This window comes from Micromonospora aurantiaca ATCC 27029 (genome assembly GCF_000145235.1).
Taxonomy (GTDB): domain Bacteria; phylum Actinomycetota; class Actinomycetes; order Mycobacteriales; family Micromonosporaceae; genus Micromonospora; species Micromonospora aurantiaca.
The window spans coordinates 4,508,737-4,523,559 of the sequence record NC_014391.1 but is presented as its reverse complement, the minus strand read 5'-3'; the positions used below and the strand labels follow the sequence as shown (position 1 = coordinate 4,523,559).

The following is a 14,823-nucleotide window of genomic DNA, read 5'->3' as shown; positions in this document are numbered from 1 at the left end:
CTAAGGGGACGGCTCGCGCCGGGCTCTGATCGCCCGGGCGCTGACGTAGTCGTTGTCCTGGTCGAAGCAGAGGACTTGGCCGCTGAGGTAGTCGATCGCGTCGACGTAGGTGTACGGCTGCATGTATCGGCCGGCGCGCACGTCGCGGTAGTGGCGGGCGAGCGGGTGCCGGGCCGAGAAGGAGGCGCCACCGACGACCGTCATGCAGCGATCAACAATGTCTGACGCGAGCTGGTTGACCATGAGCTTCGCGCACTGGAACGGGGTCATCATCCGGCGGCCGCGCTCATCGGCGTCGACCGAGAAGTCGAATGCGAGCTCGTCGGCATTGCGTAGCGCGGCGGCGGCCGACGAGCGCAGTGCGAACAATCGCGCCTCGATCTCGGCGAGCAGCGTCCGGACCGCCGCTCCTGGGTCGACCCGGCGCCGGACGGTCCAGTCGACGGCCACGTTGCGCGCCGCCGACGCGATCCCGGCGTAGATGCCGAGCATGGTGACCGAGCTGACCGTCTGCCCAGCGAGCACCGCGTCCTGGCGGGCACCGACGGCGGCCCTGGGGAGGACGTCCTCCGCTGCGATCGGGCAGTTGTCGAAGACGATGTCGACAGTGCCCGAGCCGCGCATGCCGAGGCCGTCCCAGTTGTCGAGGACCGTGAGGCCGGGCGTCTGGCGGGTCAGTACCGGCGCGGCGAGGCGGAGCGGTTCCTCGTCGACGTGCACCTCGGCGTATACCGCGAAGTGTGTGGCGGCGGGCGCGAGGCTTACCAGGGTCTTGCGACCGTTGAGCAACCAACCTCCGCCAGGCGCCGGAGTCAGCCTGGTCGTGGCACGCGGCGCGTCCTTGACCGCGCCGCAGATGATCGCCTCGCGCTCGCCGACCGAACGCATGAGCCGCTCGGCGAGGGACTGCGCCTCCGGCGCGCCGTAACGCCACTCGTATGTGAGGGTGAGCCCACGGCTGAGCTGCATGTGCAGCGCGAGCGCGACGGACGCGTCGAACTCGGCGAGGGTACGTAGCGCGAGCGCCACGTCGTGCATGTGGCTCACCCCGAGACCGCCCAGTTCGGCGGGAACGGTGGCGGCCAACACCCCCGAGGTGCGAAAGCGATCGAACACCTCGAACGGGAATGTGCCGTCCCGGTCGTGCGCTCCGCTTACCTCCCGCACGTACGGAATGTGCAAGGCCAGCAGGTCAAGGAACGCCTGCCCCTCCTTGCTGACCGGTGCCAGCAACTCCCCGGCCGCCGGTGCTCGTACAGGCGTGGTGGTCATCCATGCTCCAGTCTGTGACCGTGTGCGTCAGATGCATCCGACTCTGCTCCGGACGATTTGAGCCTCACTGGAGCGGCATGATCGCCGTCAAGGAGGATTCGAGGGACCAACGCGACGGACGTCGGCCGGCCCGCCGTAGCCCTGGATGGCGCCCCCGAAACCCATCCAGAGCGGAACAGGGAGTCTGTTGCCTGGTATCTCGCCGGGTTGGCCGCCGCCGTACGTGGGCCCGGTCAAGACGATTCAGTCGTCGAGCGTCTTCAACAGTCCAAGCGCGCGCGACTCGATCAGCCGGTAGCCGGCTTCGATCGCCATGCGCAGCGCGGCCTCGGCGTGCTCGCGAGCGACGTCGGGCTGCTCGGTGGCCAGGCACACCGCCGCCAGCCCCACCAGGGCACTCGCCTCGCACCACACGAACCGGGTCTGCCGGGCCAGGTCGAGCGCCAGGCGGTGTTCCTCGGCTGCCTCTGCCGGCCGTTCAGCGGCCAGCAGCACGCGGCCGTAAGCCTCGCGTGCCCACGCCTCGGTGCCGGCGTCGCCGATCTCCTGGGTCAACGCCACTGCTTGTCGCGCGTCGGCGCAGGCGCGTGGTGCGCGGCCGGTCATCGACCACAACAACGCACGTCCGCTGAGTGCCGTCGCCTCGCCGTACTGATAGCCCAGATCACGGTTGGCGACCAGCGCCCGGTCGTACAGCTCCTCGGCGGCTTCCCGGTCTCCACGGTCGCGGCGGATGCCCGCGAGGTCGACCAGAAGTACCGCTTCGTTGTACCGCGAGCCGCTCCGTTCCGCGCAGGCTAGTGCGTCCCGGATGTGCTGGTCCGCCTGTGACAGCGCGCCGAGCTGCCAGTGTGCGAAGCCGAGGTTGGCGAGGGACATGGCCTCGCCGCCGTCGTTGCGGTATTGCCGGTTGAGCTCCAGGGATTGTTGGGCGCACTCGATTGCGGCTCGGGGGTTGCCGAGGCGCTGGTGCACCGCGCTGAGATTGTTCAGCAGGGCCGTGCGTCCCTCCGGCCACCGGTCATGGGCGTTGATGCGGAGGCCGTCGAGGAGGTGTTGGCGGGCTTCCTCGTACCGGCCGGCGGTGACGTGGGCGAGGGCGATGCTCAGGTGCATGCTGGCCTGGGCTGTCAGGTCGTTCGCGGCCTGGGCGGCGGCCAACCCTCCGGTGGCCGCGGACAGCCACTCGGCGCGGCGTCCACGCTGGTGGAACCAGGCGCGTAGGGCGTCGGTGAGCTGCCAGACAAAGCGTGCATGCCCGTGGTCGGCGGCGTGGTTGATCGCCGCGATGACATTGGCTGCTTCTGCGTCCAGCCACGCCGACGCCTCGTCGGCATCCGGAAACGATTGTTGCGGGACGGGCCCGGGGAGCCTGAGGAAGTGGGGGATGAGTTGACGTCCGGCGGCGTCGGCCCTGCTGCGATAGTGCTCAAGCAGACGCTGCCGGGCGTCGTGACGGGTGGTGTCGTCGTCCTCCGTGACGAGCCGGTCCACGGCGTACTGGCGGAGCAGGTCGTGAAACCGGTATCTGTCGCCTCCCTGATGCTCGATCAGGTGTGCGGACGCGAGGGCGCGAAGTGTTCTCGTCGCGATGGGGGGCGCGACCCCCTCGAGCGCGGCGGCGACGTGGGGGGTGAAGCTGCCACCGGGGACCAGCCCGATGTGACGGAACATTCGTTGCTGTGCGGTGGGCAGGGCCCGATACGACATCGCGAAGGCCTTCGTGACCGCGCCCTCGTCGGCACCGTCGACGGTCAGGCTGGTGAGAGGACCGCCCTCGTCGAGTTCCTCGGCCAGTCCGGCGATGTGGGGATGGCCGCTCGTCTGCAGGTTCGCTGCCGCTATCCGCAGTGCCAGTGGCAGGTGCCCGCAGAGGTGGGCGAGGCGGGCCGCGGCGCCGGCCTCGACCCGGACGGCCTCGTCGCCGAGCATCGCCGCCAGCAGCCGTACGGAGTCCGTCGGGCTGAGCACGCCCAGCAGCAGAGATCGGGCGCCGGCCCGGACGACCAGCTCACCGAGCCGACGACGGCTGGTGATCAGCACGGTGCCGCTGGGCGGGATCAGTGGTATCACCTGGTCAGCGTCACGAGCATTGTCCAGCACCAGCAGAATCCTGCGGCCGGTCATCGTCGAGCGGAACAGCGAGACCCGGCCGTCCTGATCGTCCGGAACGACGCGGGGGTCGACACCAAGCCCACCGAGTAGCTGTCCGAGCGCGGCGGACGGTGTGACGGGTGGGCGCTCGACGTCGAAGCCGCGCAGGTCGATGAACATCTGACCGTCGGGGAAGGCGTCACGTACCCGATGCGCCCAGCGCACCGCCAGCGCCGTCTTTCCGACTCCGGGGATTCCGCTGAGAACCCAGACCGTCGTGGCGCTGGATCCGCCCGACAGCTGGTCGAGACGGGTCATCTCGTCAGTTCTACCGATGAAACCTGGCACGTCCTGTGGCAGCTCTTCCGGACGGTGCGGGACGCTCGGCAGTGCGTCGTCGCGTTCCGCCGGCAGCACCGGATCGCCCCTGAGGATGAGCCGGTGCAGGCGGCTGAGCTCGCGTGACGGTTCCAGGCCGAGATCGTCGTGTAGCCGGGTGCGGAGATCGCGGTAGACCTCCGATGCTCGATCGGCCTGGCCCTCGAGATACAGGGCTGTCATGAGCTGACCGACGAGGCGGTGCCGATAGGGCTGTCCGGCCACCTGGTCGGACAGCTCGCGCACCACTCTCCTCGTGCGACCCAGCCGCAGCAGCGCGTCCGCCCGGTCCTCCGCAGCCGTCCAGCCGGCCTCGATGAGACCCGAACAGAGCAGTTGGCGTCCGGAATCGTCGACGACGTCGAGCAGTGGCTCACCTCGCCACAGGTCCAGCGCCTGGTCCAGCAACTCCACGGTGGTGCGATCGTCGGAAGAGCCTGCGGCCTGCTGGACGAGGGCGGAGAAGCGGTGTGCGTCGACGGTCGCCGGATCGGCGTGCAGCCGGTAGGCGCCGCGCTCGCTCAGCAGCTGCGCGGATGCACCGATCTGCCGGAAGGTGGCCCGTAGGCGCGAGACCATGGCCTGCACCGTCGCTCGTGCGCTGGGTGGGGGCGCCTGAGCCCAGATCAGGTCGATGAGCCGGTCCGCAGGTACCGGTCGATTGGCCTCCAGGACGAGCGCCGCCAGGAGCAACCGGGGCTGTCGTCCTCCGATGGCGACGCGGACACCCTCGGACCAGATCTCCACCGGCCCGAGGACCCGAAACTCCATGTGCACTTCCCTGCCGTCGCTGCGTGTGCGGGCCGGCGCGACTCCTCTGCAAGCATTTTGCAAGATCGCTGCATGCGCCGGCCCTGATTATGGTCGAGCCCGCTGACAGTGAGCGGGCGGTACGAGCGTGCGCTTCGCGGCGCGGCCAGCACGGGGTGGCCGCGAGCGACGAAGGGTGCGCAGAGTCCGGTGCGCTCATCCGGGGGGGCGATGAGCGACGCAATCGCCGGGGTGCGATGCCTGCTGGCCGAGCACAACGATCCACCGGCCCGACGCGCCGTCCGCCGGACGGCACCGGCACCGGCCGGTCATCCAACAGAGGGAGTGCGATGAGAGACCCCCTGGCCCTGCTCAGCGCGACAGTTGTGCTGGCAGCGGCCGTGTTGACCAGTGGCGCCGCGCAGGCGGCGCCCGATTCGGCCGCGGCGCCAGCCGCCGTGGGAGCCGTCGCGCCGCCGCACACCGAACCGCGAGTCGCCGCCCCGCCGGTCCCGCAACCGACGCCGTTCAAGGAGGCGCCGCTCAGCACCGCCACCGGCAGGACGGCCGCCCCGCCCGACTTCGGCCCCGGGGAACGCGTGCTCTCGGCGTACCACCGGGGGAAGCTCTCCCGCGACGACGCGGTGCGGTACGGCCTGGGCGCGGTGCGCTCGCCCCGGTCGGTGCCGGCGCACCTTCGACCGACCGGGGCCATCCGCGACCCGCAGCGATATCTGACATACCTGTCGATGTTGGCGGCGAGCGCCGATCCGGAGGCGGCGCGGACGATCGCGCCAGATGTCGCGGTGCCTGCCGGCGCCGCCACGGCCGCCGGCTACGACGACTGCGCCGCCGAACCGTACGACTACCTCGGGGTCACCTATCGCTGCCGGGCGTCGGCCGGCGAGTTCCTCGTCCTCTACAACATCGCCGGTGGAGGCAGGCCGGGCATCCCGGCGGACGCCAACCCGAACGGCCGGGCGAAGGCGGTGCAGCATCTGCTGAACGCGCTCTCGATCGCCGTCGACGAGTATCGCGAGATGGGCTACCCGCTGCCCGTGCGGGACGGCAAGCCCTGGGTGCTGGTCTACGGCGTCGACGAGATTCCGATCGTCGGCGGGGTCGGCCTGCCGATCGACGCGCCGTTCGTCCTGCCGTTCGGCTTGAACCAGCAGGCGACCATGCTGGTGCCCAACGGGCAGGACGACTGGGACTACCTGCCGCGGCATGAGCTGTTCCACGTCATGCAGTACCAGTACTGGGACCGGTCCGACGTCGGCCTGGACTACCTGGCCCTCTTCGTGGGTGGCAAGGAGTTCGGCTCGATGAACTGGTGGATGGAGGCCACCGCGGAGTGGGCGACCCACCAGACCTACGTCCGGGCGCCGTACGTGCCCATCCCCGGCGAGGAGAAGCTGTACGCCCGCAACGTCTACGACGTGCTCAGCAAGCCCGGGGCGGCACTCAACTCCTGGGGCGGGCTGGGCGGCGGTCCGCAGTATGGCGCGTTCCTGCTGCCGACCTACCTCACCGAGCAGGTCGACGCCTCCTTCGTGCGACGCACGTGGGAGAGCATCCGGGACCACGACCATCTGCCGATCGAGGCGATCCGGCACACCGCTGAGGGCTACGGCCTGAACTTCGCGGACATGCTCCTCAACTACCACATCGCCAACTACCGGCTGGCCAAGGCGAACGCCGCGCCCGCCCCGACCGTGGACGCCTGGCGCATCTACGGCTACTCCGACTCCGACGCGAGCCTGTGGCGCAGCAACCTCACCGGCGCGAGCGGGACGAGCGACGACGCCCTCGGGGGCGCCAGACCGGCCCGTAAGAGTCACTCGACGCCCGCCGGCGCCCAGGCGGAGTACCAGGACATCCTGCGTAAGGGCGGTGCTGTCTACCACGACTTCCGCGCGGTCAGGAACTCCGGCGACGCGAGCTGCGGATACTGCTCGACACTGATGGTGGACACCACCAGGGACGCCAACCGCAGATCTGCCGTCGTCGTCTGGTCGCCGACGGGAAGCACCGGCACGCTGGCGAAGTACCCGAGCATCCACACCGTGCGCCATCCCGACGCGGGTGGACTGATCACGGTGCCGGACTTCGCGTACCCCATGGTGGCCACTCTGGTGACCACCTGGACCGAACTGGACATCCACTCCGCCGACGCGGACAGCAGCCCGAAGACGTTCACCACGAATGTGGAGAGCGTGCTGCCACTCACGGCCCGCTCGTGCGCGCTGCGCCCGCTCTCGGTGCACAGCGTCGAGACCACGGTCGAGCCGGAGGGCGCGTTCAACAGATACGCCGCCAGCACGCCGGACGGCTGGACCGGCGGCGACTCCACGTACTCGGTGAAGCTGCCCGACGGCCGGATCGTCTGGTTGTTCTCCGACACCTGGATGGGCCCGCTCAACAGCGACGGCACCCGCCCGGTGAGCGCCCCCCTGGTCAACAACACCTTCGTCGTGCAGAACGGCGGCAGCCTCACCACCTACCAGGGCGGCACCGCCGGGGCGCCTCGGGCGTTGATGCCGCCGTCCGGACCCGGAAAGTGGTACTGGGTCGGTGACGGCCACCTCTCGGGCGGACAACTTCAAGTCGTGTACCAGGAGTACGAGCGGTTCGGCTCCGGCGCCTGGGACTGGCGGTTCAACCGCAACGTCGTCGCCAACTTCGCCCTGTCCAACCTGCGGACCCCGGTCAGCGTCCGGGAGTTGCCCTCTGCCAGCGGGGTCGCCTGGGGCTCGGGGCTGCTGCCGGCCAGCCGCAGCGGCGACGGCTACACCTACGTCTACGGCGTCGACGACTCCCCGATCAACAAGCAGATGCGCATCGCCCGGGTGTACGGCAGCGACCTCGCCAACGGCACCTGGCAGTACCACACGCCGTGGGGCTGGACGCTCCGCGAGCAGAACTCCCGCAACCTGCTGACCGGCATCGCCAACGAGTACAGCGTCACCCCCTGGGGCGGACAGTTCCTCCTCCTCAGCCAGGACAGCACCGAGGCGTTCAGCGGACAGATCAACGCCTGGACGTCCTGCTCACCGTACGGCCCCTTCACCCAGAAGACCCCGGTCTACCGCATGCCGGAACCCGGCCCCTACGGCAGCTACTGGAACCCCAACGTCATCTCCTACAACGCCCACGTGCACCCCGCGCTCAGCTCCGGTGACACCTTCATCGCCTCCTACAACGTCAACAGCATGGACACCCGTGTCTCCCCGGAAGCGGACCACTACCGCGATCCGGGCATCTACCGCCCCCGCTTCTTCCGGTTCGTCCTCGGATAACCACTGCGGTTCCGCCGGGCGTAGGACACGCCCGGCGGAGCCATCGGGCATCACCGGTACCGGTGTGTGCCTCCAAGAGCGCGACCGCGACGTGGGGTCAGCGACTTCGACGACCTGCGGGCCCCACGTCGCGGCGTGCCTGGGGCCGCCGATGCCGGGCGTGCCGGACCCCGGCCACCCGTACCTGCTCATCGCCGGCGACCTGGCGTGCGCCGACACCGCCGGTCTCGAACCAGGCCTGGTCACCGCCGAGGGCGGGCCGACCAGCCACACCGCGATCCCGGCCCGGACCCTCGGCATCCCGGCCGTGGTCGGCTGTGTCACGTGCGGCTGGCGACGCCGAACAGGTAGCGCAGCTCGTCCAGCATGACGACCAGCACGCCGACGGCCAGCGCGGCGGTGCCGGCCAGGACCGCCTCGCCGGGGCGTACGGCACCGGCCGGCGCGAGCGCGCCGGCGACGGCACAGGCGACGAGGAACGCGTTGCGCCACACGTGGTGCCGGCCCAGGGGCGCGGCGGTGCGGCCGAAGCAGCGGCAGGTGCCGCCGCCGCGCCGCAGGTTCGCGACGATGGCGGCGGTGAAGGCGAGCAGCAGGGCGCCCGAGGCGAGGAATCCGGCCAGCGGGAACACCGCCAGCAGGACCACGGCGGTGAACTCGGCGGCGACCACGGCCGCGGCGAGCGGGCCGGCGGGCCGGAAGCCCATGTCGCGCACGGAGCGCGTGAACTCGCGGTAGGCGTCGCGGCCGGAGACCTTCCCGACCGCCGCCGCCAGCAGGACCGTGCCGAGCAGCACCCGGCACCCGATCTCGACGTACATCTGTCATCGCCTCCCTCTGACCACGCCGAGGACCGCCTCGGGTGGCACCGCGCCGAAATGCCGCGAGTCCTGGCTGTGGGTGTTGTCGCCCCGTACCGTCACGGCGCCGTCCGGTTCGACCCGGTGCACCCGCTTGACCATCCACGTCAGGTCGGAGGCGGGGACGACGTCGCGGGCCCGGAAGACGACGAGGTCACCGACGGCGGGCGCCCGGCCGACGCGGACGATGAGCCGGTCGCCGTCCCGCAGCGTCGGCGCCATGCTCTGCCCGCTCACCACCACGAGGCGCCAGCGGCGGCGCAGCCAGCCGGTCATGTCGCCGCCAGCTGGTAGCCGTCCGCCTGGAGGCGGAAGAGCCGGGCGTACTCACCGCCGGCCGCCATCAGCTCGTCGTGCGTGCCCGACTCGACGACGCGCCCGGCGTCCAGCACGACGATGCGCCGAGCGTCGCGCAGGGTGCTGAGCCGGTGGGAGATCAGCAGCCCGGTGCGGCCGTGGCGGATCCGGGTCAGCGAGGCGTGCACGCGGGTCTCGGCGTCCGCGTCGAGCCCGGAGCTGGGCTCGTCCAGGATGAGCAGGTCGGCGTCGGCGCGCATCAGGGACCGGGCGAGCGCGACCCGCTGCCACTGCCCGCCGGAGAGCGTCACGCCGGGCTCGCCGTCCTGGCCGGCGAAGGTGCGGCTGAGCAGCGTGGCGTACCCGTGGGGGAGGGCGCGGAGGCGGTCGTGGATCTCGGCGTGCGCGGCGGCCTCGGCGACCTGCTCGGTCGTGTGCGGCAGCCGGCCGATGCCGACGTTCTCCTCGGCGGTGAGGTCGTAGCACATGAAATCCTGGAACACCGCGCCCATCCGCCGGCGCACCGTCTCGATCCGCAGCTCGCGCAGGTCCACCCCGTCCCACGTGATCCGGCCGCGGTCCGGGTCGTAGAACCGGCAGAGCAGCTTGACCAGGGTGCTCTTGCCGGCCCCGTTGAGTCCGACGAGCCCGACGGCCTGCCCGGCGGTGATCGTGAGGTCGACGCCCCGCAGGACCCAGGGGCCGTCCTCGTCGTAGCGGAACCATACGTCCTCGAACCTGATCGCGGTGCGCAGCGGCGGCGCCGGCAGGGTTCCGTCGACCAGGTCGGTGGGGCTGTCGAGGACGGCGACGTAGTGCCGGAACAGCCGCATGGCGGCACCGGCCTCGCCGAGCTGGGCGGCGATGCCGGCCAGGCCGCTGTGCGCCGCGGTGAACGCGGCCAGCAGGAGGGTGAGGTCGCCGAGGCTGAGCCGGCCACGGACCGTGGCGTTCACCGCGAACACCGTCGCGGTGAGGGTCACCGCGGCGCCGGCCAACGCCCAGCACGCCTGCACCGTCGTGGTGTGCCGGGCGGCGGCCAGCTCGATCCCGGCGGCCGAGCGCACCGCGCCGATGAGCCGGTCGTGGAAGAAACGGCCGAGGTGGTAGAGGCGCACCTCCCGGGCGGCGCGCAGGTCGGTCAGCACGGTCTGGAACAGGAACCGGGCCCGGAACAGGCTGGCGCTCTCCTCCACGGCCCGCGCGGTCCGCCGGGACAGTCGCAGTTGGATGAGGAAGTCGGGCACCGCCACGGCGAGCAGGAGCAGACCGGCCGGCGGCCAGAGGGACGTCAGGATCACGGCGAAGCCGCCGATGGTGACGACGTTCTGGGCCACGTCGACCGCGAACATGACGACCACGTACGGCGCCTGGGTGGCGGCCTGCTGGGCCAGCGCCAGCCGGTCGCGCAGGGCCGGCTGCTCGAACGGGCCCAGCCCGACGAAGGTGTTCAGTTTCCGGTACAGCCGCACGTCGGCGGCGATCGTGATCGCGTTCTGCAGGGCCGTGGTGAAGTATCCGGACACCCGGCTGGCGATCGCCGCCAACGCGCCCAGGACGGCGATCGCCACGGCGTACCAGGTGGCGGTTGACGGGTCGGCCGAGCGGCCCCTGCCGACCTCGTCAAACAGCAGCTTGGTGAACCACGCGACGCCGATCGGGGGCGCCGCGCCGATGACGACGAGGGCGACCGTGGCGGCGAGCGCCCTGCGGTCCGCGCAGCCCAGTCGCAGGGCGGCTCGCAGCGTGGCCACGTCTCAGGCCAGGACCGGAAGCTGGTGGCTGGAGTTGACGACGACGCCGTCGACGACCGACAGCACGGCGGGGAAGCCCTTGACCCCGAACTCCTTCTCCGCCTGGTCCTCGTTGATGGTCGCCGTGTCGAAGTCGGCCAGGCGGGGCGCCATCTCCACCGTGTCCTCCGGCATGCCGATCATGAACACGAAGGTGTCGTGGCGGTAGCGCCGGGCGTCGACGGTGAGGGTGTCCAGGATGGTCTGGCACGGTGGACAGGTGGGGGTCAGCATGACCACCGTGCGCCGACCGGCGGTCAGGTCGACGTGCGGGAAGCCGGTGACCTCCAGGCCCGGGGCGGGCAGCACCTCGGGGGCGGCCCCGCCGTCGTGGGCGGTGGCGGTCTGCGTCTCCCGGAGCCGCCGGGCGAGGGCCAGGGTCAGGACGAGGTTGAGCACGGCTACCGCGCCGATCACGGCGATGGCGGCGTAGGCGAAACCCGGCATGGGAACTCCTCAACGAGTCAGCGGGGAGTGGGGGCCGCGCCGACGGCGCGGCCCCCGAGGATGAGCCAGGTCAGCAGACGCCGACCTTCTTCGTGTAGCAGATCGGCGACGACGTCGTGACCGAGCACACGCCGGTGCAGGACAGGGTGCTCCGCCGGTAGTAGCGGAAGTACGAACCGCCCGAGCAGTAGCCGTTGGACACCGCGCAGCACGACTGGCCGTGCTCCGGCACGCAGGCGCCGGCCACCTCGCGGCCGAGCACCTTGCTGAGCATCGCGTCGCCGACGCGGTTGATGAGCTTGGTCATGGCAGACCTCCTTGGTGGGTGACTGCCATCACTGTGCTGGGTGCCGCTGCGCGCGCCCTGCGCTCCTACTGCGCGCCGGCTGCGCTCCGCCAACGCGTCAGCGATTCGCGCAGGTCGTCGACGTACGCGGAGTCGAAGTGCTCGAAGATGTGCAGCGCCTCCTCGCCCAGCGCGACGGCCCGGTCGTGCCTGCCGAGGGTGGCCTGCGCCCGCGCGAGCAGGTGCAGCGAGTTCGCCAGCGGGAACGGCTGCCCGACGCCGCGCAGCATCGCCACCGAACTCTCCAGTTCCACCACCGCCCGGTCCGCGTCGCCCTCCTCGAGGTGCGCCTTGCCGAGCAGCCGCCGGGAGATCGCTTCGCCCCACTCGTGACGCAGCTCGTGGAACGCCAGCACCGTACGCCGCAGCAGCCGCCGTGCCGCCTCGCCGTCGCCGGCCGCGAGGTGCGTCGCGGCCAGCGCCTGCTCGGCCGTGGTCACGCTCATCCGGTCGCCGAGCCGGCGCGCGGCGGCCACCGCCTGCCGAAGCTGCTCCACGGCTGGCGGCCACTGCTCGGCGTGCCGGTGCAGCAGCCCGATGGTCTCCCGCGCGAGCGCCTCGCCCCACACGTCGCCGTCGTCGACGAAGACCCGCAGGGCCGCAGCGCAGGCGTCCAAGGCGAACGGGGAGGTGAGCCGGTACTGCCCGTGCTGCATGCCGAGGGCCAGCAGCACGTGCCCGCCGACGCGGCCGACCGGCCAGTGCGCGGCGCACAGCCGCACCATCACCAGCAGCGCGGCGTCCGCCTCCCGCAACCTGCCGAGGTGGCGGCAGCACAGCGAGTAGCCCTGCAGGGCGACGAGGCGGTGCGCCACCCACCGCCCGCGGCCGGCCCGCTGCGCCGCGCGCAGCAGCGGCACGGCTTCGGCGTGCCGGTTCAGCGACCGGTACGCCGTGCCCAGGTGCAGCCGCAGCGACATCCGGGTCGCCGACGGCAGCTCGGCGTGGCGGTCGAGCACGGCGCGCAGACAGTCGACCAGCTCGGGCAGGTGTTGGCTGCGCATCGTCGCGAAGTTGCCCATCGTGCAGGCCAACCGCCCCGCCAGGTCGACGGCGCCCAGCCGCAGCAGGTCCTGCACCGCTGCGACCAGGTTCTCCCGCTCCGCCTCGAACCAGTCGACGGCCTCCCAGGCGTCGAGCGCCGGCCCCGCGCCGGCCACCGGCAGGGCCCCGCAGGGCAGCGACGCGTCGGCCCGCTCGGCGTACGCGTGCAGCCGTGCGTACCACGCGACGACCTCGTCGACGGGGACCTCGGTGCGTTCCCGGGCGACGAGCCTGACCAGGTCGTGCATGCGTACCCGGCCGCTGGCGTCGTCGGTCAGCAGGTGGGCCCGGCACAGCTGCTCCAGCAGCGGCTCGGTGGTCTCGTCCCACATGCCGAAGCTGCGCAGCGACGTGCGGCTGAGCACCGCGAGCAGCCGCGCGGCGGGCTGCGGCAACCGCTCGAACCCGACGGTGAAGCTGCTGCGCACGTCGAGCCCGTCGAGGGAGAGTTCGTCGAGGCGCCGTCGCTCGTCGCGCAGCCGCTCGCGTAACCGCGCCACGGTCATCGCCTCCCGCTCGGCCAGCCGCACGCCGGCGATTCGCAACGCCAGCGGCAGGCGACCGCACAGCTCCACGACGTCGGCGGCGGCCCCGGCCTCCCGGTCGATTCGCTCGCCGCCGGCGAGCCCGGCCAGCAGGTCCAGGCCGTCGTCGATCGGCAGCACGTCGACCGGGACGACCTCGGCGCCCGCCAGCCCCGGCAGCGCTCCCGTGCTCGTGACGACAGCGCTGCCGCCGGGCGGCAGCAGCGGACGCACCTGCGCCGCGTCCGCCGCGCTGTCCAACATCACCAGCAAGGTCTGGTCGGCGAGCACGGAGCGGTACAGCGCCGCGCGCTCCTCGGCCGCCGCCGGGATGGCCTCGCCGGCCACGCCGAGGGCGCGCAGGAACGCGCCGAGCACCGTGCCGGGCCGCGCCGGATCCGGGGTGTTGCCGCGCAGGTCCGCGTAGAGGCACCCCCCGGGGAAGCGGTGCCGGCTCTCGTGGGCCGCGCGCAGCGCCAGCGTGGTCTTGCCCGTTCCCGCCAGCCCGGTCACGACGATCACCTGGGCGACCCCGGCGACCGTCGGGGTGCGCCCCAGCAACGACAGCAGCAGCCCCAGCTCCTTGTCCCGCCCGACGAAGTCACCGGTGACTCCGGGAAGCTGGTTGGGGCGCACCCACCCCCGCGGGGACGTCTCCTGCTCGCTGCCGAGGATCTCCCGGTGCAGTTGCCGCAGCTCCGGCCCCGGGTCGATGCCGTGCTCCTCCGCCAGCACCCGGACCCCGGCCCGGTACACGGCGAGCGCCTCCGCCTGTCGGCCGCTGCGGTGCAGGGCCACCATCAGCTGGCCACGCAGCCGCTCCCGCAGGGGTCGGTCGCGGACCAGCGTGGTCAGCTCCGGCACGAGTTCCCGGTGCAGACCGAGCGAGAGCAGTGCCTCGGCGCGCAGCTCTGTCGCGTGCTCGCGCAGCTCACGAAGCCGATCGCGCTCGTACTCGACGAGCCGCGACCCGACGTCGACGAACGCGTCGTCGCGCCAGCGCGCCAGCGCCCGGTCGAGCAACTCCACGGCGCGGCGGGCATCGGCGGTGGCCGCGGCGGCCGCTACCTCGGCGGCGAACTCCGCCGAGTCGACGACCGCCACGGGGTTCAGCTGGTAGCCGGGCGAGCGGGTGAGGATCAGCTCCGGCTTCGCGCCGCGGCGGACCGAGGCGACGACCGCCTGGACCCGGTTGCGCGCCCCCGTGGGCGGATCGTACGGCCAGAGCCCGTCGATCAGGCGGTCGACGGAGACGATGCGTCCGTGGTGGGCCGCCAGGCTCGCGACGAGTGCCCGCTCCAGCGGGGCGAGCGACACGGCCACACCGTCGACGCTCACCTCGATCCGACCGAGGATGCCGATCCGATACCCACGCACGGCGCAAAACTAGCGCGGTCTGCGCCCTTCGTGACCGCACGTCCGGAACGTTCCCGGCGCGGAAAGCGCTGGTCACGACGTTCCGGCCCGAAGATCGTGACCAGAGCCACTGTCTGCCCGGTCGCGGGGTGGCCGGTCCGACGCGGACACCGCGACGCCGGTGGCCTGCCCGAGCCCTGGTGACCTGCGCGTGTCCGACCTTGGCGGGGCCGCCGTCGATTTGCGCGGGACCAGTGAGCTACTACTCCTTGCTAGTAGTTGCCCTATGATGGCGACCGCGTCAGGTCGGAGCGATGGGCGCCGGGTCCATGTCTTCTCGACGGAGGGTTCAGCAGTGCCTTT

At 71.8% G+C, this 14,823-nt stretch carries 10 protein-coding genes; 2 read left to right on the top strand and 8 right to left on the bottom strand.

Going from position 1 to position 14,823, the window contains the following annotated elements; translation table 11 throughout:
• Both MICAU_RS19790 and MICAU_RS19785 read right to left on the bottom strand, forming a co-directional pair.
• Window positions 1-1,233: an acyl-CoA dehydrogenase family protein gene (locus tag MICAU_RS19790; protein ID WP_244879629.1), complete on the bottom strand. Its 1,233-nt coding sequence runs from the start codon at window positions 1,231-1,233 to the stop codon at window positions 1-3.
• 282 nt (window positions 1,234-1,515) lie between these two features.
• Window positions 1,516-4,515, bottom strand: a complete 3,000-nt coding sequence (locus MICAU_RS19785; RefSeq protein WP_013287127.1) for an AfsR/SARP family transcriptional regulator — start codon at window positions 4,513-4,515, stop codon at window positions 1,516-1,518.
• A gap of 329 nt (window positions 4,516-4,844) precedes the next feature.
• On the opposite strand from MICAU_RS19785, the gene MICAU_RS19780 reads away from it, so the two are divergent.
• A complete protein-coding gene (locus MICAU_RS19780; RefSeq protein WP_013287126.1) occupies window positions 4,845-7,793 on the top strand; it encodes a DUF5005 domain-containing protein in 2,949 nt (982 codons plus the stop codon).
• Window positions 7,794-7,944: 151 nt separating this feature from the next.
• A complete protein-coding gene (locus tag MICAU_RS31995; RefSeq protein WP_083791333.1) occupies window positions 7,945-8,163 on the top strand; it encodes a PEP-utilizing enzyme in 219 nt (72 codons plus the stop codon).
• On the opposite strand, the gene MICAU_RS19775 is transcribed toward MICAU_RS31995, so the two are convergent.
• From MICAU_RS19775 to MICAU_RS19750, 6 genes are all read right to left on the bottom strand, one after another.
• Window positions 8,114-8,614, bottom strand: coding sequence for a MauE/DoxX family redox-associated membrane protein (locus MICAU_RS19775; RefSeq protein ID WP_041799049.1), 501 nt, complete (start codon window positions 8,612-8,614; stop codon window positions 8,114-8,116). The genes MICAU_RS31995 and MICAU_RS19775 overlap by 50 nt on opposite strands.
• Before the next feature lie 3 nt (window positions 8,615-8,617).
• The gene (locus MICAU_RS19770) at window positions 8,618-8,929 is read right to left on the bottom strand and encodes a S24/S26 family peptidase (protein ID WP_013287125.1); all 312 of its coding nucleotides are present in this window, start codon (window positions 8,927-8,929) and stop codon (window positions 8,618-8,620) included.
• Window positions 8,926-10,704 (bottom strand): ABC transporter ATP-binding protein, encoded by a 1,779-nt coding sequence (locus tag MICAU_RS19765; RefSeq protein ID WP_013287124.1) that lies wholly within the window; start codon window positions 10,702-10,704, stop codon window positions 8,926-8,928. The genes MICAU_RS19770 and MICAU_RS19765 overlap by 4 nt, the downstream gene beginning before the upstream one ends.
• A 3-nt stretch (window positions 10,705-10,707) precedes the next feature.
• Window positions 10,708-11,190, bottom strand: a complete 483-nt coding sequence (locus tag MICAU_RS19760; protein ID WP_013287123.1) for a hypothetical protein — start codon at window positions 11,188-11,190, stop codon at window positions 10,708-10,710.
• Window positions 11,191-11,260: 70 nt separating this feature from the next.
• The gene (locus tag MICAU_RS19755; RefSeq protein WP_013287122.1) at window positions 11,261-11,497 is read right to left on the bottom strand and encodes a hypothetical protein; all 237 of its coding nucleotides are present in this window, start codon (window positions 11,495-11,497) and stop codon (window positions 11,261-11,263) included.
• A 65-nt stretch (window positions 11,498-11,562) separates the two neighbouring features.
• Complete coding sequence (locus MICAU_RS19750) at window positions 11,563-14,481, bottom strand: AfsR/SARP family transcriptional regulator (protein ID WP_013287121.1); 2,919 nt, start codon at window positions 14,479-14,481, stop codon at window positions 11,563-11,565.
• Window positions 14,482-14,823: the final 342 nt, after the last annotated feature.

Bases quoted from the DNA above. Each gene is read 5' to 3' on its own strand.
- MICAU_RS19785 (WP_013287127.1), bottom strand. From the start codon at position 4,515: ATGGAGTTTCGGGTCCTCGGGCCGGTGGAGATCTGGTCCGAGGGTGTC.
- MICAU_RS19780 (WP_013287126.1), top strand. From the start codon at position 4,845: ATGAGAGACCCCCTGGCCCTGCTCAGCGCGACAGTTGTGCTGGCAGCG.
- MICAU_RS31995 (WP_083791333.1), top strand. From the start codon at position 7,945: ATGCCGGGCGTGCCGGACCCCGGCCACCCGTACCTGCTCATCGCCGGC.
- MICAU_RS19775 (WP_041799049.1), bottom strand. From the start codon at position 8,614: ATGTACGTCGAGATCGGGTGCCGGGTGCTGCTCGGCACGGTCCTGCTG.
- MICAU_RS19770 (WP_013287125.1), bottom strand. From the start codon at position 8,929: ATGACCGGCTGGCTGCGCCGCCGCTGGCGCCTCGTGGTGGTGAGCGGG.
- MICAU_RS19760 (WP_013287123.1), bottom strand. From the start codon at position 11,190: ATGCCGGGTTTCGCCTACGCCGCCATCGCCGTGATCGGCGCGGTAGCC.
- MICAU_RS19755 (WP_013287122.1), bottom strand. From the start codon at position 11,497: ATGACCAAGCTCATCAACCGCGTCGGCGACGCGATGCTCAGCAAGGTG.